General features: G+C 57.5%; 24 protein-coding genes. 7 read left to right on the top strand and 17 right to left on the bottom strand.

Features of this window, described 5'->3' with window-relative positions; all coding sequences use genetic code 11:
* Positions 1 to 17 precede the first annotated feature (17 nt).
* Entirely contained in the window at positions 18 to 1,883 is a 1,866-nt protein-coding gene (gene dxs, locus RT657_RS10540) for a 1-deoxy-D-xylulose-5-phosphate synthase (protein WP_313654366.1), read from the top strand.
* 82 nt (positions 1,884 to 1,965) lie between these two features.
* Positions 1,966 to 2,940 carry an aldo/keto reductase gene (locus RT657_RS10535; RefSeq protein WP_313654363.1) on the top strand — a complete coding sequence of 325 codons (975 nt, stop codon included), beginning with the start codon at positions 1,966 to 1,968 and terminating at the stop codon, positions 2,938 to 2,940.
* 56 nt (positions 2,941 to 2,996) lie between these two features.
* Here RT657_RS10535 and pgpA read toward each other — a convergent pair whose 3' ends face one another.
* From pgpA to nrdR, 6 genes are all read right to left on the bottom strand, one after another.
* Positions 2,997 to 3,494 carry a phosphatidylglycerophosphatase A gene (gene pgpA, locus RT657_RS10530; RefSeq protein ID WP_409520990.1) on the bottom strand — a complete coding sequence of 166 codons (498 nt, stop codon included), beginning with the start codon at positions 3,492 to 3,494 and terminating at the stop codon, positions 2,997 to 2,999.
* Complete coding sequence (thiL, locus tag RT657_RS10525; protein WP_313654360.1) at positions 3,481 to 4,458, bottom strand: thiamine-phosphate kinase; 978 nt, start codon at positions 4,456 to 4,458, stop codon at positions 3,481 to 3,483. Before thiL ends, pgpA begins: the two co-directional genes overlap by 14 nt.
* Before the next feature lie 55 nt (positions 4,459 to 4,513).
* On the bottom strand, positions 4,514 to 4,933 hold the full coding sequence (gene nusB / locus RT657_RS10520) for a transcription antitermination factor NusB (RefSeq protein ID WP_313654359.1): 420 nt from the start codon (positions 4,931 to 4,933) through the stop codon (positions 4,514 to 4,516).
* A 19-nt stretch (positions 4,934 to 4,952) separates the two neighbouring features.
* Positions 4,953 to 5,423: a 6,7-dimethyl-8-ribityllumazine synthase gene (gene ribE / locus RT657_RS10515; protein WP_111140005.1), complete on the bottom strand. Its 471-nt coding sequence runs from the start codon at positions 5,421 to 5,423 to the stop codon at positions 4,953 to 4,955.
* A 90-nt stretch (positions 5,424 to 5,513) separates the two neighbouring features.
* A complete protein-coding gene (ribD, locus tag RT657_RS10510) occupies positions 5,514 to 6,614 on the bottom strand; it encodes a bifunctional diaminohydroxyphosphoribosylaminopyrimidine deaminase/5-amino-6-(5-phosphoribosylamino)uracil reductase RibD (protein ID WP_313654357.1) in 1,101 nt (366 codons plus the stop codon).
* Positions 6,615 to 6,617: 3 nt separating this feature from the next.
* Complete coding sequence (nrdR, locus tag RT657_RS10505; protein ID WP_009091750.1) at positions 6,618 to 7,067, bottom strand: transcriptional regulator NrdR; 450 nt, start codon at positions 7,065 to 7,067, stop codon at positions 6,618 to 6,620.
* Positions 7,068 to 7,253: 186 nt separating this feature from the next.
* Here nrdR and lysM point away from each other — a divergent pair, with 186 nt between their 5' ends.
* Together lysM and RT657_RS10495 are read left to right on the top strand one after the other, a co-directional pair.
* On the top strand, positions 7,254 to 7,691 hold the full coding sequence (gene lysM, locus RT657_RS10500) for a peptidoglycan-binding protein LysM (RefSeq protein WP_313654355.1): 438 nt from the start codon (positions 7,254 to 7,256) through the stop codon (positions 7,689 to 7,691).
* Positions 7,692 to 7,707: 16 nt separating this feature from the next.
* A complete protein-coding gene (locus RT657_RS10495) occupies positions 7,708 to 8,286 on the top strand; it encodes a DUF3251 domain-containing protein (RefSeq protein ID WP_313654353.1) in 579 nt (192 codons plus the stop codon).
* Positions 8,287 to 8,347: 61 nt separating this feature from the next.
* On the opposite strand, the gene secF is transcribed toward RT657_RS10495, so the two are convergent.
* From secF to queA, 5 genes are all read right to left on the bottom strand, one after another.
* On the bottom strand, positions 8,348 to 9,316 hold the full coding sequence (gene secF / locus RT657_RS10490) for a protein translocase subunit SecF (RefSeq protein ID WP_313654352.1): 969 nt from the start codon (positions 9,314 to 9,316) through the stop codon (positions 8,348 to 8,350).
* Between the two features lie 10 nt (positions 9,317 to 9,326).
* On the bottom strand, positions 9,327 to 11,174 hold the full coding sequence (secD, locus tag RT657_RS10485; RefSeq protein WP_313654351.1) for a protein translocase subunit SecD: 1,848 nt from the start codon (positions 11,172 to 11,174) through the stop codon (positions 9,327 to 9,329).
* Positions 11,175 to 11,199: 25 nt separating this feature from the next.
* Positions 11,200 to 11,532 carry a preprotein translocase subunit YajC gene (gene yajC / locus RT657_RS10480; protein WP_009091760.1) on the bottom strand — a complete coding sequence of 111 codons (333 nt, stop codon included), beginning with the start codon at positions 11,530 to 11,532 and terminating at the stop codon, positions 11,200 to 11,202.
* Positions 11,532 to 12,680: a tRNA guanosine(34) transglycosylase Tgt gene (gene tgt, locus RT657_RS10475; protein WP_111140010.1), complete on the bottom strand. Its 1,149-nt coding sequence runs from the start codon at positions 12,678 to 12,680 to the stop codon at positions 11,532 to 11,534. The genes yajC and tgt overlap by 1 nt, the downstream gene beginning before the upstream one ends.
* Before the next feature lie 77 nt (positions 12,681 to 12,757).
* Positions 12,758 to 13,828, bottom strand: coding sequence for a tRNA preQ1(34) S-adenosylmethionine ribosyltransferase-isomerase QueA (gene queA / locus RT657_RS10470; RefSeq protein ID WP_313654350.1), 1,071 nt, complete (start codon positions 13,826 to 13,828; stop codon positions 12,758 to 12,760).
* Positions 13,829 to 13,931: 103 nt separating this feature from the next.
* On the opposite strand from queA, the gene RT657_RS10465 reads away from it, so the two are divergent.
* The 3 genes from RT657_RS10465 (at position 13,932) to RT657_RS10455 (ending at position 16,787) form a co-directional block, all read left to right on the top strand.
* The gene (locus tag RT657_RS10465; RefSeq protein ID WP_313654348.1) at positions 13,932 to 14,513 is read left to right on the top strand and encodes an ACP phosphodiesterase; all 582 of its coding nucleotides are present in this window, start codon (positions 13,932 to 13,934) and stop codon (positions 14,511 to 14,513) included.
* A gap of 204 nt (positions 14,514 to 14,717) precedes the next feature.
* Positions 14,718 to 15,530, top strand: a complete 813-nt coding sequence (locus RT657_RS10460; RefSeq protein ID WP_313654346.1) for an inositol monophosphatase — start codon at positions 14,718 to 14,720, stop codon at positions 15,528 to 15,530.
* Positions 15,531 to 16,787, top strand: a complete 1,257-nt coding sequence (locus RT657_RS10455) for a histidine-type phosphatase (RefSeq protein WP_313654345.1) — start codon at positions 15,531 to 15,533, stop codon at positions 16,785 to 16,787.
* Between the two features lie 513 nt (positions 16,788 to 17,300).
* Here RT657_RS10455 and proY read toward each other — a convergent pair.
* The 6 genes from proY to phoB all read right to left on the bottom strand — a co-directional run bounded on the left by proY (position 17,301) and on the right by phoB (position 24,661).
* Positions 17,301 to 18,653 carry a proline-specific permease ProY gene (proY, locus tag RT657_RS10450; protein ID WP_313654344.1) on the bottom strand — a complete coding sequence of 451 codons (1,353 nt, stop codon included), beginning with the start codon at positions 18,651 to 18,653 and terminating at the stop codon, positions 17,301 to 17,303.
* Between the two features lie 70 nt (positions 18,654 to 18,723).
* Entirely contained in the window at positions 18,724 to 20,043 is a 1,320-nt protein-coding gene (gene brnQ / locus RT657_RS10445; RefSeq protein ID WP_313654343.1) for a branched-chain amino acid transporter carrier protein BrnQ, read from the bottom strand.
* Positions 20,044 to 20,433: 390 nt separating this feature from the next.
* Positions 20,434 to 21,540, bottom strand: a complete 1,107-nt coding sequence (locus RT657_RS10440) for a cobalamin-independent methionine synthase II family protein (RefSeq protein ID WP_313654341.1) — start codon at positions 21,538 to 21,540, stop codon at positions 20,434 to 20,436.
* Between the two features lie 163 nt (positions 21,541 to 21,703).
* On the bottom strand, positions 21,704 to 22,624 hold the full coding sequence (locus RT657_RS10435) for a PstS family phosphate ABC transporter substrate-binding protein (protein WP_313654339.1): 921 nt from the start codon (positions 22,622 to 22,624) through the stop codon (positions 21,704 to 21,706).
* 19 nt (positions 22,625 to 22,643) lie between these two features.
* Positions 22,644 to 23,957, bottom strand: a complete 1,314-nt coding sequence (gene phoR / locus RT657_RS10430) for a phosphate regulon sensor histidine kinase PhoR (protein ID WP_313654337.1) — start codon at positions 23,955 to 23,957, stop codon at positions 22,644 to 22,646.
* Positions 23,958 to 23,971: 14 nt separating this feature from the next.
* Positions 23,972 to 24,661, bottom strand: a complete 690-nt coding sequence (gene phoB, locus RT657_RS10425; protein WP_313654335.1) for a phosphate response regulator transcription factor PhoB — start codon at positions 24,659 to 24,661, stop codon at positions 23,972 to 23,974.
* Between the last annotated feature and the right edge of the window lie 184 nt (positions 24,662 to 24,845).

Here is a 24,845-nt window from a genome sequence, read left to right as displayed (position 1 = left end):
TCCATAATGAGTCTCTGATGAGTTTTGATATTGCTAAATACCCGACACTGGCGCTGGCAAACACGGTTCAGGAGCTGCGCGCCCTGCCCAAAGAGAAGTTGCCTGCGCTGTGTGATGAACTGCGTCAGTATCTGTTAGACAGCGTGAGCCGCTCCAGCGGCCATTTTGCGTCGGGTCTGGGCGTAGTCGAACTGACGGTCGCGCTGCATTATGTCTATAACACCCCCTTTGATCATCTGGTCTGGGATGTGGGTCATCAGGCTTATCCCCATAAAATTCTGACGGGTCGCCGCGATCGCATCGGCACCATCCGTCAGAAAAATGGCGTACACCCGTTTCCGTGGCGTGGCGAAAGTGAATATGACGTGCTGAGCGTTGGTCACTCCTCCACCTCCATCAGTGCCGGTCTGGGCATGGCGGCCGCGGCTGAACGTGAAGGTCAGGGCCGCCGCACCGCCTGTATTATCGGCGACGGCGCGATCACCGCAGGCATGGCGTTTGAGGCGATGAACCACGCTGGCGATATCAAGCCAGATATGCTGGTGATCCTTAACGACAACGAAATGTCGATCTCCGAAAACGTCGGCGCGCTGAACAACCGCCTGGCGCAGATTCTGTCGGGCAAAACTTATTCCCGCCTGCGTGAAGGCAGCAAGCGGGTGCTGACCAGCCTGCCGCCAATCAAAGAACTGGTGAGGCGCACCGAAGAGCACCTCAAGGGGATGGTCGTACCGGGAACGCTGTTTGAAGAGCTGGGCTTTAATTACATCGGTCCGGTTGACGGTCATGATGTCCTGACACTGGTCAATACGCTGAGCAACATGCGCAACCTCAAAGGGCCGCAGTTCCTGCATATTATGACCAAAAAAGGCAAAGGCTACGCGCCAGCCGAGGAAGATCCGATTGCCTGGCACGCGGTGCCTAAATTCGACCCGGCCATTGGCGAACTGCCTAAAAGCGCAGAGGGTCTGCCGAGCTACTCGAAAGTCTTCGGTAACTGGCTGTGCGAGATGGCCGCAGATGATCCGAAGCTGATGGCGATCACCCCGGCGATGCGCGAAGGCTCCGGCATGGTGGCCTTTTCACGTAAATTCCCGCAACAATATTTTGATGTGGCGATTGCCGAACAGCATGCGGTCACCTTTGCGGCGGGTATGGCGATTGGCGGCTACAAACCCATTGTTGCCATCTACTCTACCTTCCTGCAGCGCGCCTACGATCAGCTGATTCATGACGTCGCTATCCAGAAACTGCCGGTCCTGTTTGCTATCGATCGCGGTGGTATTGTCGGCGCGGATGGTCAGACCCATCAGGGCGCCTTTGACCTCGCCTATCTGCGCTGTGTGCCGGATATGGTGATCATGACCCCGAGCGATGAAAACGAGTGCCGCCAGATGCTGTATACCGGCTATCACTATCAGGATGGCCCCAGCGCCGTGCGCTATCCGCGTGGTACCGGTGTCGGCACGCCGCTGGCGCCGCTGCAGAGCCTGCCGCTGGGTAAAGCCGTAGTGAAACGTCAGGGTGAAAAGCTGGCGATCCTGAACTTCGGCACGCTGCTGCCGGAAGCCGCCGCCACTGCCGACGCACTGAACGCCACGCTGGTCGATATGCGCTTTGTGAAGCCGCTGGATGAAGCTCTGATCACCGAGCTGGCCGCCTCGCACGACTCGCTGATCACGCTGGAGGAAGGCGCGATCAAAGGCGGTGCCGGCAGTGGCGTTAATGAATTTGTCATGGCGAAACGCCTGGCTGTGCCGGTGCTGAACATCGGTCTGCCCGATGAATTCATTCCGCAGGGTACGCAGGATGAAATACGTCATGACTATCAGCTGGACGCGGAGGGCATTCAGCAGCAGATCGCCCGCTGGCTGGCACAGTAACGTTCTCCCTCTCTGCGCTCCCTCCCGGGAGCGCAACGCCCTGCTATGCTAAAACCTTTGCACTTTCGCAGGAGCCTCCACCATGAAAATGATTCAACTGGGTACCACCGATCTGCAGGTTTCCCGTCTTTGTCTGGGCTGTATGACCTATGGCGAGCCCACGCGCGGCAATCACGCCTGGACGCTGCCGGAAGCGAGCAGTCGTCCGCTGATTCAGCAGGCACTGGACGCAGGCATCAACTTTTTCGACACCGCTAACAGCTACTCTGATGGCAGCAGTGAAGAGATTCTGGGCCGCGCGCTGAAAGATTTTGCCCGCCGTGAAGAGATCGTGGTGGCCACGAAAGTCTATTTTCCGCTGAGCAATCTCTCTCAGGGCCTGTCGCGCAACAATATCCTGCAATCGATCGATGACAGCCTGCAGCGTCTCGGCATGGAGTATGTCGATCTGCTGCAGATCCACCGCTGGGATTATGAGACGCCGCTGGAAGAGACGCTGGAAGCCCTGAATGATGTCGTACAGTCTGGCAAAGCCCGCTATATCGGTGCCTCTTCAATGCATGCCAGCCAGTTTGCCCGCGCTCTGCAGATGCAGTCAGAACAGGGCTGGCACCGCTTTGTCACTATGCAGGATCAATACAACCTGATTCAGCGCGAAGAGGAGCGTGAAATGCATCCGCTCTGCCTGAAAGAGCAGATTGCCGTATTGCCGTGGAGCCCACTGGCGCGCGGTAAGCTGACCCGCCCGTGGGGTGAAAATACCGCGCGTTCCGCCTCGGATCAGGTGATGGCGAAGCTCTATGACAATACGGAAGCGAACGATGCGGCAATCGCTGAGCGACTGGCGCAGGTGGCGGAAAGCAAAGGCGTCACCCGGGCGCAGGTGGCGCTCGCCTGGCTGCTGAGCAAGCCTGCCGTCACCGCACCCATTATCGGCGCATCCCGTGCGGAGCAGTTTGAAGATCTGGTGAAGGCGGTAGAGGTCATCCTGAGTGACGAGGAAATTGCCCTGCTGGAAGAGGCCTATCAGCCGCATCAGGCGGTGGGATTCGAATAATGCCAGAGCTGACGCCCTGCCCGGGCGTCACACCCTTCGTGAAGCGGGCTTAGCAGTCAGCCCGCCAGCCAGACCCCAATGCCATAGAGCATGGCCGCAGCAATAACGCCGGCAATAATGTCATCAACCATAATGCCCATGCCACCGTGAACGTTGCGATCAAACCAGCGAATCGGCCACGGCTTCCACATGTCGAGAATACGGAACAGCACAAAACCACCCAGGACCCACTGCCAGTTATTGACCGGAATCGCCATCAGCGTAATCCACATGCCGATAAACTCATCCCAGACGATACTGCCGTGATCGTGAACGCCCATGTCTTTAGCGGTGCGGTGGCACAGATAGACGCCAACACAGATGCCCACCAGCACCACCAGCGAATAGAGATCCTGCGGCAGAAAGGTCATCAGCCACCAGAAGGGGATTGCCGCCAGCGATCCCATGGTGCCCGGCACCACCGGACTCAACCCGCTGCCGAATCCGGTTGCCAGCAGATGCCAGGGATTGCTCATCCGCAGGCGGCTTTTCGCCACGTCGTTATTTAGTCTCAAAGTGATCAAACCCTTTATGGCGGAATGCCGCTGGCTTACCGTTATCCAGCAGCGTCAGGCCTTCCGACGCCGGTGCTATCTGCCCGATACAGGTAAAGGGCACGCCCAGATGACCCAGCGCCACATCCAGCGCGCCATGATTCACTTCCGGCACCGTGAAGCAGAGCTCGTAATCTTCGCCGCCACTCAGCGCCCAGCGCAGCACCTGCTCAGGGTCGAAGTGATCGCGCAGCGCCGCCGACAGCGGCAGCGCCTCCAGATTCAGTCGTGCCCCACAGCCGCTGGCTTTCAGCACATGGCCGAGATCGGAGATCAGGCCGTCGGAAATATCCACCGCTGACGAGGCGAGTGAACGCAGAGCCTGCCCCTGCAGGATACGGGGCATCGGGCGCAGATGGCGTTTAATCAGCGCCTCATGCACCACAGGGTCGCTGATGCGGCAGTGATGCTGCAGCAGCGCCAGCCCGGCCGCACTGTCGCCCAGCGTGCCGGTTACATAGATCCAGTCGCCGGGTTTCGCACCGGAACGCTTAAGCGCGCGTCCCTGTGGCACCATGCCGTGAATCGCCAGGGTCAGGCTCAGCGGCCCACGCGTGGTATCACCGCCGACCAGCTGCATATCGTAATATTCCAGCAGTTCGAACAGGCTTTCGCTGAAGGCGGACAACCAGCCTTCATCGACCTGTGGCAGCGTTAAGGCCAGCGTCAGCCAGGCGGGATCGGCCCCCATCGCGGCAAGATCGCTGAGGTTCACCGCCAGAGCTTTGTACCCCAGATCGGCAGGATGAATATCCCGTAAGAAGTGCACGCCCGCGACCAGGGTATCGGTGCTGATCGCCAGCGTCTGTTTTTCCGGCACGCTAAGTAACGCACAATCGTCACCGATGCCGAGTTCGACATCACGGCGGCTGCGTGTTCTGCGGTTGAAGTAGCGTGCGATGAGTTCAAATTCACCACAAGACATAATTACGTTCCGCTTAACCCTCTATGAAAAAAGGCCGGCAAGCCGGCCTTTTCATTTATTTGCGATGGGGTCGAATTTGTGGACCGGCTTTATCCAGCACGCCGTTAACAAATTTATGACTGTCTTCGGCACCGAAGACTTTCGCCAGCTCAATGCCTTCGTTGATGGCCACTTTATAGGGCACATCATCACGCTTACTCAGCTCATAGAGCGAGATACGCAGAATCGCTTTCTCTATCTGTCCCAGCTCTTCAAGCTGACGTGACAAATAGGGCTTCATCAGTCCATCCAGATACGCACTGTTGGTCGCCACACCGGACAGCAGTTCGCGGAAGTAGGTAATGTCGACATCTTTGACGTCCTGTTCCGCCAGAAACTGGTATTCCACATCGGCAATGTCGTTGTTCGACAACTGCCAGGAGTAAAGCGCCTGAACAGCGCACTCACGGGCGCGACGACGAGCAGCAGGTTTCACAAAATTCCCCTTACAAAAATCAGGCTTTAATGGCTTTCAATACGTTGATCATTTCGAGCGCAGTCAGTGCCGCTTCAGCACCCTTGTTACCCGCTTTGGTACCGGCACGTTCAATGGCCTGCTCGATGCTTTCAGTGGTCAGCACGCCAAACGCGACAGGAATATCGCTGTTCATGGCGACGCTGGCGATACCGGAGCTGGCTTCACCCGCCACATATTCGAAGTGAGCGGTGCCACCACGAATCACCGTGCCGAGTGCGATAATCGCATCGTGTTTGCCGGCGTTAGCCAGCGTGCGGGCTGCCAGTGGCAATTCATAGGCGCCCGGCACCCAGACGACGGTGATATTGTCATCTTTGACCTGGCCAATGCGTTTCAGGGCATCAACTGCGCCATCCAGCAGGCTGTCATTAATGAAGTTGTTAAAACGCGCAATGACGATGGCAACACGGGCCTCAGGCGTTGCAACAGCAGCTTCGATAACTTTCATACTTATCCTTTCAGGGGTTTGGTTAGCCCCGCGCAGGGGGGCGGATTCTATCATACTCTTGGGCGGCGTGCTCTCGCTTTTCCGACCATGCTATTGCGGTGTCAGTGTCAGGCGTAAATCATCACCAATCTGCCGGACATCACTGAAACGGAAAGCCGGTGCGTCAGCCAGCTGGCTGAGTCCGGGCAGCTGGCAGAGGCCGCGCCCTTCATGGCCTAACAGTTTAGGCGCCAGATAGACGATTAGCTCATCGACGACGCCCGCCTGCAACAGGGCACCCGCCAGGGTTGCACCTGCTTCTACCCAGACGCTGTTGATCTGGCGCTGTCCCAGCAGCATCATCATCGCAACCAGATCCAGCTGCTGCTCGCGCAGTGGCACCGCAATTTGCGTTACCGCCTCTGGCCAGCATTGCTGATCCGGCTGGTGGCGCATCAGCCAGGTTTCACCCGGCTGCGAAATAATCCGATGCTGTGGCGTCACGCGATTCTGGCTGTCGATGATGACCCGCACTGGCTGGCGCAGTGGCTGTTCATCCAGCAGGGCCAGGGTGTCATCGTTCAGTTCGGACCAGCGCACCGTCAGGGCGGGGTCATCCGCCAGCACCGTGCCGCTGCTGCTGAGGATCGCAGCGCTTTGTGCGCGTAGTCGCTGCACATCGCGACGGGCCGCCGCTGAGGTGATCCACTGGCTTTCACCACTGGCCATTGCCGTCCGGCCATCCAGTGACGCGCCCAGCTTAAGCTGAACCCAGGGAAAGCCGGTGCGCATCCGCTTAAGGAAGCCGCGGTTCAGTGCCTCCGCGTCGGCCATCATCAGGCCGTGACTGACGTCGATGCCCGCCTGATGCAGGCGATGCAGTCCACGGCCGGCGACCTGGGGATTGGGGTCCTGCATGGCAGCCACAACACGTTTCACACCGGCGGCGATCAGCGCATCGCAACAGGGCGGCGTGCGGCCATAATGACTGCAGGGTTCAAGTGTGACATAGGCGGTTGCGCCACGCGCTTTTTCACCCGCCATCCGCAGCGCGTGGACTTCAGCATGAGGTTCACCGGCACGCTGATGCCAGCCCTCCCCCACCACTTCGCCATCCCGTACGATTACGCAGCCAACGTTGGGGTTTGGCATGGTGGTAAAGCGACCGCGTCGCGCCAGCTCCAGCGCACGCGCCATATAGCGTTCGTCCATGGTTTAATCCTGTAGCCGGGCGATCTCTTCGCCAAAATCACGAATGTCTTCAAAGCTGCGGTAAACCGAAGCGAAGCGAATATAGGCGACTTTATCGAGCTTTTTCAGCTCATCCATCACCAGATTGCCAATCAGTTTGCTGGGGATCTCACGTTCGCCGGTGGCGCGCAGCTGAGTTTTAATATGGTTAACGGCGCTCTCAACTGCGTCGGCGCTGACCGGACGCTTCTCAAGCGCCTTCATCATCCCGCTGGCCATTTTGTCTTCGTTGAAGGGTTCGCGCACATCATTACTTTTCACCACGCGGGGCATCACCAGTTCCGCCACTTCAAAGGTCGTGAAGCGTTCATGACACATCAGACACTGGCGGCGGCGTCGCACCGAAGATCCTTCACTAACCAGACGAGAATCAATCACTTTGGTGTCCACAGCGGAGCAGAATGGGCAATGCATGACGTTTCCTGACGCGAGAGTGATGGGCCAGATAGTGTAACGCGAACTGCTGATCAACAAAATCTCTTCCGTGCCTTTCCTGGGATTCGCATCGCAGGATAAACGACGTTGAATTTCGTCTGCCGCAAAACGGACTACGCTTTACAGGCGACATCAAAAATTTTCCACTCACATACTGGAGGTTATATGGGACTGTTTAACTTTGTGAAAGAAGCCGGTGAAAAATTATGGGATGCCGTGCATGGCGGTGATGACCAGAATAAAAAGCTGCAGGATCACATCAATAAACTCGGCTTACCCGACAGTGACAAAGTGGATGTAAAGGTCAATGGTGACACCGTGACCGTCACCGGCGATGGTCTGTCGCAGGAGCTGAAAGAGAAGATCCTGATCGCGGCAGGCAACGTCGCAGGTATTACCAAAGTGGAAGACAAGGTTACTGTTACCGACAGCGCGGCCGAATCTCAGCTTTATACCGTGAAAAAAGGCGACACGCTGAGCGCCATCTCCAAAGAGGTGTATGGTAACGCCAATGAATACAACAAGATTTTCGAGGCGAACAAACCGATGCTCTCTCATCCTGATAAAATCTATCCCGGTCAGGTTTTACGTATTCCCAAATAACGGACAAGGATAACTTATGAACAGGTTGGTTTGGGCGCCGGTCGCATTTTCGCTGGTTACGCTAAGCGGCTGCAGTACAACGGCCAGTAACCCGCAGGTCAGCGAGCTGCATCAGGAAGTCACTCAGCTGAATCAGCAGATGCAGCATCTGACCACGCAGGCCAGTGCGCTGGAGATTCAGGGGCAGCTTAACAGCCACTCGGAACAGGGTGCGTGGCTGGTGCCGCTGGCAAACACGCCGGTGGCGCTTCAGACCCGTTTCGGCATACTGCGGCTGACGCTGTCGCCGGTCACCGCCGAAGCCAGCGGCTCGCGGGCGACCCTCTCTGTCCGCTCAATGGACGATCGGCCTTTGCCCGCCCTGCATGCGACCGTCATCTGGGGTGAACGCGATCCGGCAACCGGTAAACCGCTGAACAGGGGCAGTCTGAGCCAGACAGTTGCGCTGCCGGCCTCACTGCTGCCACAGCATTCGGCGTCTATCCCGCTGCGGCTCAGCGGTCTGACACCCGAACAGTTAGGTTATGTCCGGGTACACAATGTGATCGAAGACACCCCCGTCCCGACCCATCCTGCGGCATCCGCGCCCCCCTAGGTCAGCGATGCAAAAAAAAAGGGCAGCCACAGGGCTGCCCTTTTTTATTACGCGATGCTCATTACGGCAGGATTGAAGGCTGATCGGCGCCTTCTTTCTCCACCTTCTGAACCAGCATGTGTTCACGCTTCATGCCCAGCTTCAGCGCCAGCGCCGAAGAGACATAAATAGATGAAATCGTACCAATCGTCACACCAATCAACATGGTTAGTGAGAAGCCTTTCAGCAACGCACCGCCAAAGATGAAGAGGATGAGGATCATCGCCAGCGTCGTCAGCGAGGTAATCAGCGTACGGCTTAACGTCTGAGTCAGAGAGACGTTAGTAATGTCGTAAGCACTGCCGCGACGGATCTTGCGGAAGTTTTCACGAATACGGTCTGACACCACGATTTTATCGTTAAGCGAGTAACCAATGACTGACATCAGCGAGGCGACAATGGTCAGGTCGATTTCAATGCGGAACAGCGCCAGCAGACCGCAGGTAATAATCACGTCGTGCGCCAGCGCCAGTACCGTACCCAGTGCCAGACGCCACTCAAAGCGAAAACCGATGTAGATCAGAATCGCAATCAGTGCAGACAGTAACGCCATCGCCCCCGCCTGCGCCAGGTCGCTGCCCACGCTCGGGCCAACGAACTCGATGCGCTTAACGGTCGCGTTCTGCTGGGTGGTCTGGTTAATTACCGAGACCACTTTATTGCCTAACTCGGTGCCGGCACCGCCGGTTACCGGCGCCATACGCACCATCACGTCGCGGCTGCTGCCAAAGTTCTGCACCAGCGGCTCGTCAAAGCCTGCTTTCACCAGTTCACTGCGCAGCGTGTCAAGGTCGGCGGGTTTCTCCAGCGCGATCTCAATCACCGTACCGCCGGTGAAATCGAGGCCCCAGTTAAAGCCACGCACGCTCACGATGGCAATCGCCGCCAGGATCAGCAGTCCCGAAATGATGAAAGCCAGTTTATCCCAGCGCATAAAGTCGACGACTTTACGCCCGTGGTTTAACTGCTCAATGTTATATTCCTGTGCCACAACGCACTCCTCAGATAGACAGCTTGTTGATGCGTTTGCCACCGTAAACCAGGTTAACAATGGCACGGGTACCGATAATCGCGGTGAACATTGAGGTCGCGATACCAATTGCGGTGGTAATCGCAAAACCTTTGATCGAACCGGTGCCGACCGCGTAAAGAATAATAACTTTGATCAGGGTCGTGACGTTCGCATCGACAATACTGGAGAAGGCGCCTTTGTAGCCCTCATGAATTGCCTGCTGAACCGAGCGCCCGTTGCGCAGCTCTTCTTTAATACGTTCGTTAATCAGTACGTTAGCATCCACCGCTACCGCCAGCGTTAACACGATACCGGCAATACCTGGCATGGTCAGGGTCGCACCTGGCAACAAGGACATAATGCCGACAATCAGCACCAGGTTTACCAGCAGTGCGCTGGTCGCAATCAGACCAAACTTTTTATAGAAGATCACCATAAACAGGATCGACGCGAGCAGACCCCACAGGCAGGCTTCCAGACCCTGGGTAATGTTCTGCTGACCCATGGTCGGTCCGATAGTACGCTCTTCCACAATCTGAATCGGCGCAATCAACGCACCGGCGCGCAGCAGCAGCGAGAGCTGACGTGCTTCGTTCGGGTTGCTGATACCGGTGATACGGAAGCTGTTCCCCAGGCGGGACTGGATATTGGCGACGTTAATCACCTCTTCCTGCTTCACCAGAATGGAACGACCGTTGGCATCTTTTTTACCGCTGTCTTTATACTCCACAAACAGGGTCGCCATCGGCTTACCGATGTTGTCCTTGGTGAAGTTCGACATGATGTTACCGCCCGCACCATCCAGTGAGATGTTTACCTGTGGCTGGTTGTACTCATCCATGCTGGAGGTTGAGTCGGTGATGTGGTCACCGGTCAGGATCACCCGCTTATAGAGCACGACCGGCTGACCATCACGCATCTTCTTCACTTCCGAGTCGCCCGGTACACGGCCACTGGCCGCTGCCCCCGGATCCACGCTGGTGTTAACCAGACGGAATTCCAGCGTTGCGGTTGCGCCCAGAATCTCTTTGGCGCGCGCCGTATCCTGAATCCCCGGCAGCTCGACCACGATGCGATCAGAACCCTGACGCTGCACCAGCGGTTCCGCCACGCCCAGCTGGTTCACACGGTTACGCAGAATAGTAATATTCTGCTGAACCGCATATTCACGCGCTTCGCTCAGACGGGCATCGCTCATAGTGGCACGCAGTGCGTCACTGCCGCTGCTGTTGATCACCAGATCCTGATGACGTGAACTCAGCCAGGAGATCGCGGCATCACGGCTGGCAGCGTCACGGAAACGAATTTCCACGCCGTAGTTCGCGATTTTGTTGACGTTGGTGTAAGGAATGTTTTTGGCGCGCAGGTCGCTACGCAGCGTGTCGGCATTCTGCTCCTGCAGTTTGCTGAGCGCCGTGTCCATGTCCACTTCCATCAGGAAATGCACACCGCCCCGCAGATCAAGACCGAGCTTCATCGGCTCTGCGGACAGCAGGGACAGCCAGCGTGGCGTTGCGGGTGCGAGGTTCAGCGCGACAACGTAGTTGTCACCCAGCGCTTTCATGATCGCTTCACGGGCGCGTAACTGCACATCCGTGTTGGCGAAACGCGCGGTGATCGCCCCGTTTTCCAGCGCAACGGATTTGCTCTGGATATTATCTTGTTTTAATGCGGACTGAATTTGATCCAACGTCTGCTCACTGGCGGCGCTTCCGCGCGCGCCAGTGATTTGAACGGCCGGATCCTCACCATACAGGTTGGGAAGCGCATAGAGCAGGCCGACGAGAATCACGACGACCAGCATTACATACTTCCACAAAGGATAACGATTTAACACGGCAGTTCCCTTAGGGAAGAAAGAATTACAGCGCCTTGATAGTGCCTTTAGGCAGCACGGCGGCGACGAAATCACGTTTAATGACCACTTCATTGGTGTCATTCAGCGCAATCGCTACGTAGCCCGTGTCAGAGACTTTTGTTACGCGACCCACCAGGCCACCGCTGGTCAGCACTTCATCACCCTTGGAAATAGAGTCCATCAGCTTCTTGTGCTCTTTCGCACGTTTCTGCTGCGGACGCAGGATCATGAAATAGAAAATCAGACCAAACACCACCAGCATGATCACCAGAGAATACGGACTTCCCTGAGACGGTGCGCCTGCTGCGGCCACGGCGTCAGAAATGAATAAGCTCATTAAATTTCCCTCATTGATGAATTGTCAGACGTTAATGGCGGAACTTCTTTGCCCGTCCGTTGGTAAAACTCAGTTACAAAGCGCTCTAATTTACCCTCTTCGATGGCCTGGCGTAAACCTGCCATCAGACGCTGGTAGTAGCGCAAATTGTGGATAGTATTCAGGCGCGCGCCCAGTATTTCGTTACAACGGTCGAGATGATACAAGTAGGCACGACTGTAATTGCGACAGGTGTAACAATCACACTCTGCATCCAGCGGCGCAGTGTCATCTTTGTAGCGGGCGTTGCGGATTTTCACCACGCCTTCCGTCACAAACAGATGACCATTTCGGGCATTGCGGGTAGGCATCACGCAGTCAAACATATCGACACCGCGACGGACGCCTTCAACCAGATCTTCCGGCTTACCGACCCCCATCAGATAACGCGGTTTATCCTGCGGCAGCTGTGGACAGACGTGCTCAAGAATACGGTGCATATCCTGCTTAGGCTCACCCACCGCCAGGCCGCCCACAGCGTACCCATCAAAGCCAATCTCTACCAGACCTTTCACCGAGACATCTCGTAAATCTTCGTAAACCGAGCCCTGGATAATGCCAAACAGCGCATTTTTGTTGCCCAGGCTGTCGAAGCGGTCGCGGCTGCGTTTCGCCCAGCGCAGTGACATCTCCATCGAGCGTTTAGCGTAGTCCCAGTCCGCCGGATAAGGCGTACACTCATCGAAGATCATCACGATGTCGGACCCGAGGTCATACTGGATCTCCATCGATTTTTCCGGATCGAGGAAGATCGGATCGCCGTTGATCGGGTTACGGAAGTGAACGCCCGCCTCGGTGATTTTACGGATATCGCCCAGGCTGAAGACCTGGAAACCGCCGGAGTCAGTCAGGATCGGCCCTTTCCACTGCATAAAGTCATGCAGGTCGCCGTGCAGTTTCATAATCTCCTGGCCCGGACGCAGCCAGAGGTGGAAGGTGTTGCCCAGAATGATCTGCGCGCCTGTCTCCTGCACCTCTTCCGGCGTCATGCCTTTCACGGTGCCATAGGTGCCCACAGGCATAAACGCCGGGGTTTCCACCACGCCGCGATCGAAAATCAGACGGCCACGGCGCGCGCGCCCGTCTGTAGTATCAAGTTCAAATTTCACAAAGCCTCCATCGGAGAAACAGTCCGATGCAGATAGCCTTCATCGCCTGAGGGCAAATCCGGCTATCGGTTGATAAATCAGTCGCCCACGTTTTCCAGCGGCGCCTGCGGATTTTTGCTGATAAACATCGCGTCTCCGTAACTGAAGAAGCGATACTGCTCAGCCACGGCTGCGCGGTACGCGGCCATGGTGTGCTGGTAACCGGCAAAGGCCGACACCAGCATAATCAGAGTCGATTCGGGCAGGTGGAAATTGGTGATCAGCGCATCGATCACCTGATACTCATAGCCCGGATAGATAAAAATCTGGGTATCGTCGAAGAACGGCGCAATCAGGGCATCCTGACTCGCTTTGGCGGCGCTCTCCAGCGAACGGACGGAGGTGGTGCCAACGGCAACGACCCGGTTGCCGCGCGCTTTACAGGCCAGTACCGCATCGACGACCTCCTGCGGCACTTCGGCATATTCGGCATGCATGTGATGCTCTTCGATGGTCTCGACGCGCACCGGCTGGAAAGTGCCCGCGCCGACATGCAGCGTGACAAAGGCCATTTCGACGCCCTTCTCTTTCAGCGCCTGCAGCAGCGGTTCGTCAAAGTGCAGTCCCGCCGTCGGGGCCGCCACGGCACCCGGACGGGCGCTGTAGACGGTCTGATAGAGTTCGCGGTCAGCTTCTTCATCCGGACGGTCGATATAGGGTGGCAGCGGCATGTGGCCAACGCTGTTAAGGATATCGAGCACGGCGCGCTCGTCATCGAACGCAATCTCAAACAGCGCATCGTGGCGTGCCACCATGGTCGCTTTCACGCTCTCATCTTCGCCCAGCAGCAGCTCAGCCCCCGGTTTCGGCGCTTTTGAGGCGCGCACGTGGGCCAGTACGCGCTTGTCGTCCAGCATGCGCTCGACCAGCATCTCGATTTTGCCGCCGCTGGCTTTACGGCCAAAGACGCGCGCCGGAATCACCCGGGTATTGTTGAACACCAGCAGGTCACCTGGATTGAGCTTATCCAGCACATCGGTAAACACACCGTGCGACAGGTTACCGCTGGGACCCTCAAGCGACAGCAGACGACAGCCGCTGCGCTGCGCCTGGGGATAGTGAGCAATCAGGGATTCGGGCAATTCAAAAGCAAAATCGGCGACACGCATTGAAATGTTCTTTCTCAGGCAAAAACAGGCGGCACAGTTTAGCGGAAAATCGACCAATTCTGAACAACTGGCTGCGCAAAGGCAGTTCAGCTTATAATGCGGCATGAACTTTCTTGCTCATCTCCATCTGGCCCGGCTGGCCGACAGCTCCTTACTCGGCAATCTGATGGCCGACTTCGTCCGGGGTAACCCGCACCAGCACTGGTCTGCGCCCGTCGCAGACGGCATTCTCATGCACCGTCGTCTCGACGTCATGACCGATGCGCTGCCGGAGGTACGCACCGCCCGCCAGCTGTTCCGGGCGGAAACGTACCGCGTGGCACCGATCACTCTGGATGTCATCTGGGACCACTTTCTGGCCCGCCACTGGCAGGCGTTCACCCCTGACCAGACGCTGGCGCAATTTTCCGCCGCCGCCGAGCAGGAGATCGTGCCGCAGCTGCGCGATACGCCCTCTGAATTTCAGCACCTTAATGCGGTAATGTGGCGCGAGCGCTGGTTTGAACACTATGCCGAGGCCGGACGGCTGGAGCGGGTGCTGCATGGCATGGCCAGCCGTCGTCCCCGTCTGGCGGCGCTGCGCGACTCTTACCACGATTTCACCCAGCATTACGATCAGCTGGAAACGCTGTTTTTTGATTTTTATCCGCGTTTAATGACGCAGGCGACCGACAAAACCCTGTAAAACCCGATCCCCTGCTACCGGGCTGGCGACGCCCCGCTTTTGTCTGCTGAAAAAGCGTCGCCCGCTTCCGCCCCATCTTGCCATTACACGTCATCTGCGGCTTAATGAAGCCTTTCTTAACAGTAGTTAAGTTAATATCTCAGCCAGACCGCCTGTTCAGGCGCGCCTTCCGTTCGATACGGCAAAAAATCATAAGAGGAAAAGATGTCATCCGCTTCGCATTCTGAAATTGACGCGCGTTACCGTTACGCCTGCGACATCGCCCGTGCGGCGGCCAGCCGGGCCTTATCCTGGTATCAGCAGCGTCAGACACTGGTGGTGGAACACAAAAGGGATTTGCAGGACGTGGTCAGCGAGGCCGATCGCAACGTGGAAGCCTTGATTAAGAGCTTAATCGCCGAACGGTTTCCGGAGGATGCCGTCTATGGTGAAGAGAGCGGCGGCGAGGTTCAGGGTGCCCCTTTTATCTGGGTTGTCGATCCGATCGATGGCACCGCCTGCTTCGTCAACGGACTGCCAAACTGGTGCGTCTCGCTGGCGGTCGTGTGTGAGGGTGAACCGGTTATCGGTGTGGTCTGCGATCCCAATCATCAGGAGCTGTTTCACGCCCGCGCCGGTCAGGGCGCGTGGCTCAATGAACATCCTATGCAGGTTCATGGCGCGACACAGCTGAATGAGGGGCTGCTCGGCATCAGTAACTCCAGCCGGACAGCGGGCGAAAGCGTTTCGCATCTGATTAACGGGCTGATCGCTCAGGGCGGCATGTTTATCCGCATCGGTTCGGGCGCACTGACCAGTGCCTGGGCGGCGGCCGGTCGTCTGATTGGTTACTACGAAGCGCACATGCACCCCTGGGATAGCCTGCCGGGCATTGTTCTGATGCGCGAAGCGGGCGGTGTCACCAACGATTATCTGGGCAATGGGGGGCTGAAAAACGGTAACCCGGTGCTGCTGGCCAATGCAACGCTTTATCCCCAGATCAAAGCGCTGACCGGTAACAGCGCACTGGATGAGTAAATGAAGCGACCTGCCCTGTACCATTGCGCGCTGATCCTCACGTCTCTCTGGCTGGCAAGTCCGGCGGCCCAGGCGGCGACGTATCAGCTGGAAAAAGTGGTCGAACTGAGCCGTCACGGTGTCCGCCCGCCGACGCCGGGCAACCGCAAAGAGATTGAAGCCGCCAGCCAGCAGCCCTGGACGCAGTGGAGCACGGCCGATGGCGAGCTGACCGGTCATGGCTACAGTGCGGTGGTCAATAAAGGCCGCTGGGAAGGCGAGCACTATCGCCAGCTTGGTCTGCTGGCGGCAGGCTGTCCGGATGCGACCCAGGTCTATGTGCGTGCCAGTCCGCTGCAGCGCACCCGCGCCACCGGCGCGGCACTCATTGACGGCGCCTTTCCCGGCTGCGGCGTGCCGGTGCACGCTGTGGCGGGTGACGCCGACCCGCTGTTTCAGAGTGAAAAACTGGCAATTACCCGGGGCGACCCGGCCCGGGAGCTGGCGGCTAAACAGCAGAAAGCGGGCGATCTGGCGCAGCTGCAGCAGCAGCTGCAACCCGCGATTCAGCAGCTGAAAGCCGCCGTCTGCCCGCCCGCCAGTGCCTGCACCTTCTTCGATCAGCCCTGGGCGCTCCGACAGACCCGCAGCGGCGGGAGTTACGTTTATGGGCTGAGCGCGATGGCGAGCATGGTGGAGACACTGCGGCTGGGTTACAGCGAAAATCTGCCGTTCGATCAGCTCGCCTGGGGGCATATTACTTCCGCCGCGCAGATCACCGCGCTGCTGCCCTTGCTGACCGCTAACTACGATCTCAGCAATGACCTCCTCTATCTGGCTCAGCGTCGCGGCTCAATCCTGCTTAACGCTCTGCTGGAGACGATCGCCGATGAACGTTCGTCTGCCCGCTGGTTCATTCTGGTCGGGCACGACACTAATATCGCAATGGTACGCACCCTGATGGGCTTTAGCTGGCAGCTCGCCGGTTATGCACGCGGCAACATTCCACCCGGCAGCAGTCTGGTGCTGGAGCGCTGGCGCGACACCCGCAGCGGCGAACGGTTTTTGCGCCTCTATTTTCAGGCGCAGAGTCTGGATGCGATCCGTCAGCTGCAGCCGGTTGATGAAAAACATCCGCTGTTACGTCAGGAGTGGCATCAGCCCGACTGCAGGGTCACAGAGGTGGGCCTGCTCTGCCCTTATCAATCCACGCTGAATCAGCTGCGCAAAAACCTGGATAACCGCGCTACGCTGCCGGTTTCGGTTATATTGCCCTGAGTCTGTGGCTAATCAAATTCAGGCCGAAGCTTTCCGGCGGCCTGAATAATGTTAATTACCGTTAATTAACGCCATTCCGACCTTTTCTTATTTAAAACGCGCTGGCTATCAGCCCCCTCTTTTTTGTTTTACGATAGTTACGTCAATCATCCCTTTATAATTATTTTTTCCTGTAATTCTTTGATTCTTTCGGCGACTGGTTTCGCCGTTTTTTATTTTCCATGTCCGCACACTTGCTGTTCACTGCCCGCCCGCTGCGCGCTGTTGCGTGGTCACGCCTGTCCGGCTCTCCGCATTTTTCGTCTGTGATAATAACCGCTTAATGAAATAACCCCTTCCGCCCGCCGTCGCGAAAATAAATCGCAGAACACCACGCAATATTATTTCAGCGACATGCCGCATCGGCGGCGAAACGGAATGCTGTGCCGGGGATCACACAAATAACAGAGGATAAAGCAGAGGCGGGAAATAATTGGTTCTGCTCCCCCGGGGCCGGGAGAGCAGAACGGAAGATTAACGAGGCTTACGCACCAGTCTGTAGCCTGCCAGCAGCAGCAGGATCCACACCAGCCCCACATAGAGCGAAATGCGGGTGTCGGGGAAGTAGCCAATCAGCGCAATAATAAAACAGAGGAAGGCAACGCCGACGCCTGCGGTCCAGCTGCCGCCAGGCAGAGCGAAGTGCAGTTTGCTGGCCGCCTCTTTGCCGATTTTGCGGCGAAACGCTATCTGCGACAGCAGAATCATGATCCAGACCCACACCGTTGCAAAGGTTGCCAGGGAGGCGATCACCAGGAACACTTTTTCCGGCATCAGGTAGTTAAGGTAGACCGCGATCAGCATGGCAAACATCATCACCACCACCGTCACCCATGGAATGCCGCGCGAAGAGACTTTCATAAAGATCTTCGGCGCATGGCCCTGCTGTGCCATACCGTGCAGCATACGGCCCACGCCAAACACATCGCTGTTAATGGCCGAGAGCGAGGCCGTCAGCACCACGAAGTTGAGGATAGAGGCCGCGGCCGCGATCCCCAGATGCTGGAAGGTCAGCACAAACGGGCTCCCTGCGGTGCCAACCTGATTCCACGGATAAATCGACATAATCACAAACAGCGTACCGACGTAGAACACCAGGATGCGCCAGGGTACGGAGTTAATCGCACGCGGAATCGACTTCTCCGGATCTTTCGCTTCACCGGCGGTGATCCCGATAATCTCAATGCCGCCATAGGCAAACATCACCATCTGCAGCGACAGCAGCATACCCACCACGCCGTGCGCAAAGAAGCCGCCGTTACTCCAGAGATTGTGGATGCCGGTCGGCTGACCGCCATTGCCAATCCCCCAGATGATCATGCCAAAACCGGCCAGAATCATCACGATGATGGTGGCGACCTTGAAGAAAGAGAACCAGAACTCCACTTCGCCGAACACCTTCACGCTCATCAGGTTGACCGCGCCGATGATCAGCACCACGCTCAGCACCCAAATCCAGTGCGGCACCTCCGGGAACCAGACGCCCATATAGATGCCGAAGGCGGTAACATCCGCTATCGCCACAATCAGGATTTCGAAACAGTAGGTCCAGCCGGTGATATAGCCCGCCATCGGCCCCAGGTAGTCCTGGGCGTAGCGGGAGAAAGAGCTGGCCTGAGGATTATTCACCGACATCTCACCCAGTGCGCGCATGATGATGTAAGCCACGGCCCCGCCGATGATGTAGGCGAGCAGCACGCTCGGTCCGGCCATTTTTATCGCATCAGCGGAACCGTAAAACAGCCCGGTGCCAATCGCCGATCCCAGTGCCATAAAGCGGATATGGCGCGTGCTCAGTCCGCGTTTGAGCTTATTGGTTTCTTGCATAACAACCTGTACCTGTGAAATGAAAAAACCACGGGCAAGCCCGTGGTTAAAGAAGAATCAGCGCTCTCTGTTACGAGTGAACGGCAACCTGTTCAGGTCCCTTTACCCGGTCGACAACAGCGGCAATCAGCAGCATCACCAGTGATGGCGGCAGCCAGGCAAGACCCTGGTCGGCCAGCGGCAGATGCTGACTGAAAGCGGGCAGCATATCTTTAAACCCGGTGGTTTTAATCGCATCAACAATGCCAAACAGCAGGCTGACCAGCATCGCCGGTGCGATAATCCGGCTGCTTTTGTTCCACCAGTTCAGGGTGAAACTCAGCACAACCAGCACGATACAGGGCGGATAGATCGCCGTCAGTACCGGGATAGAGATCTGAATCAGGTGGCTCAGGCCGAGGTTCGACACCACCATAGAGAACAGACCCAGAATAAACACCAGCGTTTTATACGACAATGGCAAGTATTGCGCAAAAAATTCCGCACAGGCACAGGTCAGGCCCACGGCGGTCACCATACAGGCGACGAAGATCAGCGCGGCCAGGAAGAAGCTGCCCATGTTGCCGAAGGTGTGCTGAACATAAGCGTGCAGAATCGCGGCGCCATTGGCGTTTTGATCCACCAGTGCGCCACTGCCTGCGCCCAGTTTGAACAGGCAGAGGTAGACCAGCGTCAGGCCCAGACCGGCGATCAGGCCAGCCAGCACGGTATAGCGGGTCAGCAGCGCCGCATTTTCCACGCCACGTGAACGGGCCGCGTTCACAATCACGATGCCGAAGACCAGTGCGCCCAGGGTATCCATAGTCAGATAGCCATTAACGAAACCGCTGGAGAAAGCTGCACGCTGATAATCGGCGGTCGCGGTAATGGTTCCACCTGCCGGCCAGAGCAGCGCGGCTACTCCGAGCACAGTCAGGGCGATGATTTTCAGCGGCGCCAGGAAGTGGCCCACGGTATCCAGCAGTTTGCCGGGATAGAGCGACACGCCAATGACCAGCACGAAGTAGATCAGGCTGTAGATAAACAGCGGCAGCGGGCCTTCACCGGTCAGCGGCGCAATGCCCATCTCAAACGAGACGGTGGCGGTGCGTGGGGTGGCAAACAGCGGGCCGACAGCCAGATAGCAGACGGTCGCCAGTACGATGCCCGCCACTTTGCCAATCGGGGTGCTGAGCGCATCGACGCCGCCGCCCACACGCGCCAGCGCGATGACGGTCATCACGGGCAGGCCGACGGCGGTGAGCAGGAAGCCAAGTGCGGCAGTCCAGACGTGTTCACCAGACTGAATACCCACCATAGGCGGGAAAATGATGTTACCCGCGCCAACGAACAGGGCAAATGTCATAAAGCCCAGCGCGAGAATGTCCTTCGAAGTTAAACGATGTGTCATACGGCCTGTCACTGATGTTGCGGTGGAAGTTGAGTTCGTGTTGTCCCCCTCGCTGCGTCTGAACCGCGACGACTGACAATGTCACAGCACTGTGTCCGTCACGGGCTGGCGCGCAGGTAGTTTAATCTGCTGTTATTCTGTTTACAGAGGGGTGGATCGACAACGGCGCTAAGTAAAACGTTTATAGCGGTGAAAGGCAATACGGGATCGGAAAACCAGAAGGTTATCCCGCCCTTTTTCCAAAAGGCAGAGGATAGCGTTAATTTTTGCAGCAGGCACACAAGATGATGTGCCTGAAAAGTCATCAGGGCGTGAGAAATCTCCGCATAAATGACCGTTCAGATACACAAAAGGCGCGTTTTACGCGCCTGTCTGCACAACGTTACAGGCTTACCAGACCTGTTTTGCGATATCGACCACTAAACGGATCTTCTGCCATTGCTCAGCTTCACTCAGGCTATTGCCCTCTTCCGTGGAGGCAAAACCACACTGCGGGCTCAGGCAGATCTGATCCAGACTGACATATTGCGCTGCTTCCTCCAGCCGGATTCTCACCTGCGCCGGATCCTCCAGTTCACCCACTTTGGTGGTGATCAGTCCCAGCACCACCTGCTGATGGCCGGGCCTGATAAACCGCAGTGGCTCGAAGCCGCCGGAGCGGGCGTTGTCATACTCCAGGAAGAAAGCATCCACGTTGACGCTGCCGAACAGGATCTCCGCTACCGGTCCGTAGCCGCCCTCTGAAATCCAGGTGGAGCGGAAATTGCCGCGACAGACATGCAGGCCGACGGTCAGATCGGCAGGTTTATCTTCCAGTGCGGTGTTCAGTACCTGAGCATAAGTCTGCGCCAGCTGGTCCGGATCGTCACCGCGCGCCCGGATATCGCGTTTCTGATCGTCAGAACAGAGGTAAGCCCAGACGGTGTCATCCAGCTGCAGATAGCGGCAGCCCGCATCATAAAACGCCTGGATAGCCGCTTTATAGGTCTGCGCCAGATCGCTGAAATAGTCGGCCAGATCCGGATAAACCTCCGCGTCGATAACTTTGCGGCCGCCACGGAAGTGCAGCACGCTGGGGCTGGGAATGGTCATCTTCGGCACCGCATCACCGGCAATGCTCTGCAGGAAGCGGAAATGATCGAGCATCGGGTGGTCGGCCGGGAAGCCCAGTTTGCTGACCACTTTCACGCCATGCGCTTTGGTCTGCACGCCATTGAACTGAATGCCCTGCTCCGCCTCATAACGCTCAACGCCCTGCAGGCCATAGAAGAAGTCGAAATGCCACCAGCCGCGACGAAACTCCCCATCTGTGACCACCTTCAGGCCATTTTCACGCTGTTTCGCGACCACATCACGAATTGCCGCATCTTCAACCTCATGCAGCGCAGCGGCATCGATCTCACCAGCTGCAAACTGCTCGCGCGCCTGTTTAATGGCGGCAGGTCGCAGGAAGCTGCCGACGGTGTCGGCACGGAACGGGGCAGTTTCTCTTTGCATGATCACTCCTTTCTCGCCTGCCGGTAATGACGGCAGGAAATAGTTGCATTCTGATATAAATAGCCATCTGGATGGCTAAATGTCTGAACACAGAGTGGCACGCCCACGGCGCGGCTGCAACTGAAGAAAATTCAGTGATGATGAAATTAATTCATGTTCGGAGTTATTTTAGGGAAGCCTGGGCCTGGGCGATCTGGCTTTCCGACAGCGGCAGATAACCGGCCTCGCTGACGCGCCGCTGTCCCTGCGCCGAAAGCACCTGCTGCAGAAAGGCCGCCACCAGCGGCGGCAGCGGTTTACCGGGCGCTTTATTGACGTAGAGATAGAGCGGACGCGCCCAGGGGTAGCGGCCGCTGCGGATGGCATCGGCATCCGGGACGATTGCCTGCCCCTGCTCACTGGTCACCGCCAGCATTTTTACGCCACTGAGGTGAAAGCCGAAACTGGCGTAGCCGATGCTGCGTGCATTGCCGGCGACGGCCTGCACCACCGCAGCCGAGCCGGGAAACTCCGCGACGTCGCTGCGAAAATCGCCCCGGCAGAGTGCCTGCTGCTTGAAGAATCCCCAGGTGCCCGAGGCAGAGTTGCGGCCATAGCGCTGGATGGGGCGGCTGCGCCACTGCGCCCCGGTCAGGCCGAGGTCGCCCCAGCGCAGCGGCACATTGCGCGCGCCACACAGGCGCGTCACCGAGAAGATGGCGTCAAGCTGACGCGGCGCAATCTGCTGCAGCGGATTGCGCTGATTGACGACCACCACCAGCGCATCCATCGCCACCGGTACGGCCAGCGGCGGATAGCCGTAGCGCGCCTCAAAGGCCTGACGTTCATCAGCCTGCATCGGGCGGCTCATCGGACCGAGCTGCGCCGCCCCCGCCGCCAGCGCGGTCGGCGCGGTCGAAGAGCCGGAAGCCTGTACCTGCACGTTTACGCCTGGCACCTGACGGCTGAAATCTTCGCTCCACAGCGTCATCAGATAGCCGAGCGTATCAGAGCCCACACTGCTCAGGTTACCCGCAAGCGCGCCGGGCTGGGCCACCGCCAGACCCGGCAGCAGAGTCACAATCAGTAAAAGAAGGAAGCGCATCAGGGAGATCCGGCAGCGATTAATGAACGGCATTCTCCTGCATCACGCCGCTGACAATCAACCTTGCTGGCAGCGTAAAAGTAAAACAGGTTTCGCTGTGCGGTACGCTGGTGATGTCGAGCCGCGCGTTGTGGTGGCTCAGCGCATGTTTCACAATCGCCAGCCCCAGCCCGCTGCCGCCGGTGGCCCGGGAGCGCGCTTTATCGACGCGATAGAAACGCTCGGTCAGCCGCGGAATATGCTCGGGGGCGATACCCGGCCCGTTGTCGCACACCCGCAGGGTTGCCCCCTGCTTGCTGCGCAGCCAGCTGATATCAATTCGCGTGCCCGCTGGCGTGTGATTGACGGCGTTGTAAACCAGGTTGGAGATGGCGCTGCGCAGCTGCTCATCGTTGCCAAACACCTTAAGATGAGGATCGGTATGGAAACGGATCTCGTGCCGCCCGCCGCTCAGCGTTGCCGCCTCATGCTGCAGCAGTTTCAGCATCACCGGCACATCCACCTTCTCTTTCAGATCGATGGCCGGCGCGGCCTCAATGCGCGACAGCGTCAGCAGCTGCTTAACCAGACTGTCCATCCGTCGCGTCTGCTCCGACATGGTATGCAGCGCTTTACTGCGCGAAGGCTCGCTCATCACCGCGTCATTCATCATTTCAAGATAGCCCTGCAGCACCGTGAGCGGTGTGCGCAGCTCATGGCTGACGTTGGCGAAGAAGTTGCGCCGAGCCCCTTCCAGCTGATGCATCTGCGTGACGTCGCGCGCCACCAGCAGCCACTGCCCTTCGCTGTAAGGCATCACGCGAAATTCCATGTGCAGTTTGTTGTTGAGCACCAGCGTCAGCGGTTTGTCAAAATCGCGCTGGCGGAGATAGCGGGAGAATTCCGGATAACGCAGGAGGTTGAGAATATTCTGGCCATTATCTTCCGGCCAGCGCAGGCCAAGATGCTGCTGCGCCAGTCCATTACACCAGAAAATGGTTCCCTCTTCGGTGGTCAGAATCACCGCATCCGGCAACGATTCGGCCCCGCTGCGGAAGCGCTTAATCAGATGACCCAGTTCACGCCGCCGCCGCCGGTTACGCAGCTGCATCTGATAGAGGCCATAAAACAGCGGCTCCCAGCTGGCACGCCCGGTGGGCGGCGTCATGGTACGGTCAAGCCACAGCCAGTGCGACAGCCGCATCAGATTGTGAAAATGCCACAACAGCACCGTCAGCACGCTCAGCAGCAACCACCAGGGCAGACCGCCTAACAGCAAGCCCAGCAGCAGCCCTGGCAGGCAGGCCAGCAGCAGTTCTGCGAGTAATCTCTTCCAGGAGAGGCGTTCCAGCACGGTAACAGCTCCGTTCAGTAGCGGGCAGAGAAACGATACCCTGTTCCACGAACGGTTTGTACCATGCGATCGTGGCCGGAGAGTTCCAGCGCTTTACGTAAACGGCGAATATGAACATCGACCGTGCGATCTTCCACATAGACATTGGTTCCCCAGACATGGTTGAGCAGCTGTTCACGGCTGTAAACCCGTTCCGGGTGGGTCATAAAGAAGTGCAGCAGCTTATATTCGGTGGGGCCCATTTCCAGCGGCGTGGTTTCAGACATCACGCGATGTGAGGAGGGATCCAGACTCAGCCCCTGTATTTCAATCACCTCTTCCACGGCCATGGGCGAAATACGCCGCATCACCGCTTTAATGCGCGCCATCAGCTCTTTCGGTGAGAAAGGCTTGGTGATGTAATCATCGGCGCCGACTTCCAGCCCGCGTACCCGATCTTCCTCTTCGCCGCGCGCGGTGAGCATCATTACCGGGATATCACGCGTCATCGCTTCACGTTTCAGGTGTTTGATAAACTGAATACCACTGCCGCCGGGTAACATCCAGTCCAGTAAAATCAGGTCGGGCCAGGGTTCAATCAGCTTGCCCACGGCGCTGTCATAATCTTCCGCCTCAATCGGCTGATAGTCGTTCTGCTCCAGAACAAAACACAACATTTCGCGGATGGGGGCTTCATCCTCCACAACCAGAATGCGCTTAGCCATTATTACTCCTGCAGATTATGACGGCTGTCACTGAGATTCGCGGCGCCATTATGCGTCAGATTTGTGACACTTTTATGAAAAACATAACCTGCCTGTAACCTCCTGAAAAATCATTTATGACAGGACCACGACATTTTTTTGCTTTGGCCGCAGAGCCCGTATAATCGCCGGGCGAATCACAACG

It is taken from the genome of Pantoea sp. (genome assembly GCF_032114055.1).
Classification (GTDB): domain Bacteria; phylum Pseudomonadota; class Gammaproteobacteria; order Enterobacterales; family Enterobacteriaceae; genus Pantoea.
Note: the sequence above shows the minus strand (reverse complement) of the source record. Positions and strands in the feature narration are given on the sequence as shown.

What these genes read in the sequence shown, in the direction of transcription:
- dxs (WP_313654366.1), top strand. Translation starts at nt 18, where the DNA reads ATGAGTTTTGATATTGCTAAATACCCGACACTGGCGCTGGCAAACACG.
- RT657_RS10535 (WP_313654363.1), top strand. Translation starts at nt 1,966, where the DNA reads ATGAAAATGATTCAACTGGGTACCACCGATCTGCAGGTTTCCCGTCTT.
- thiL (WP_313654360.1), bottom strand. Translation starts at nt 4,458, where the DNA reads ATGTCTTGTGGTGAATTTGAACTCATCGCACGCTACTTCAACCGCAGA.
- ribE (WP_111140005.1), bottom strand. Translation starts at nt 5,423, where the DNA reads ATGAAAGTTATCGAAGCTGCTGTTGCAACGCCTGAGGCCCGTGTTGCC.
- ribD (WP_313654357.1), bottom strand. Translation starts at nt 6,614, where the DNA reads ATGGACGAACGCTATATGGCGCGTGCGCTGGAGCTGGCGCGACGCGGT.
- nrdR (WP_009091750.1), bottom strand. Translation starts at nt 7,067, where the DNA reads ATGCATTGCCCATTCTGCTCCGCTGTGGACACCAAAGTGATTGATTCT.
- lysM (WP_313654355.1), top strand. Translation starts at nt 7,254, where the DNA reads ATGGGACTGTTTAACTTTGTGAAAGAAGCCGGTGAAAAATTATGGGAT.
- RT657_RS10495 (WP_313654353.1), top strand. Translation starts at nt 7,708, where the DNA reads ATGAACAGGTTGGTTTGGGCGCCGGTCGCATTTTCGCTGGTTACGCTA.
- yajC (WP_009091760.1), bottom strand. Translation starts at nt 11,532, where the DNA reads ATGAGCTTATTCATTTCTGACGCCGTGGCCGCAGCAGGCGCACCGTCT.
- queA (WP_313654350.1), bottom strand. Translation starts at nt 13,828, where the DNA reads ATGCGTGTCGCCGATTTTGCTTTTGAATTGCCCGAATCCCTGATTGCT.
- RT657_RS10465 (WP_313654348.1), top strand. Translation starts at nt 13,932, where the DNA reads ATGAACTTTCTTGCTCATCTCCATCTGGCCCGGCTGGCCGACAGCTCC.
- RT657_RS10460 (WP_313654346.1), top strand. Translation starts at nt 14,718, where the DNA reads ATGTCATCCGCTTCGCATTCTGAAATTGACGCGCGTTACCGTTACGCC.
- RT657_RS10455 (WP_313654345.1), top strand. Translation starts at nt 15,531, where the DNA reads ATGAAGCGACCTGCCCTGTACCATTGCGCGCTGATCCTCACGTCTCTC.
- proY (WP_313654344.1), bottom strand. Translation starts at nt 18,653, where the DNA reads ATGCAAGAAACCAATAAGCTCAAACGCGGACTGAGCACGCGCCATATC.
- brnQ (WP_313654343.1), bottom strand. Translation starts at nt 20,043, where the DNA reads ATGACACATCGTTTAACTTCGAAGGACATTCTCGCGCTGGGCTTTATG.
- RT657_RS10440 (WP_313654341.1), bottom strand. Translation starts at nt 21,540, where the DNA reads ATGCAAAGAGAAACTGCCCCGTTCCGTGCCGACACCGTCGGCAGCTTC.
- RT657_RS10435 (WP_313654339.1), bottom strand. Translation starts at nt 22,624, where the DNA reads ATGCGCTTCCTTCTTTTACTGATTGTGACTCTGCTGCCGGGTCTGGCG.
- phoB (WP_313654335.1), bottom strand. Translation starts at nt 24,661, where the DNA reads ATGGCTAAGCGCATTCTGGTTGTGGAGGATGAAGCCCCCATCCGCGAA.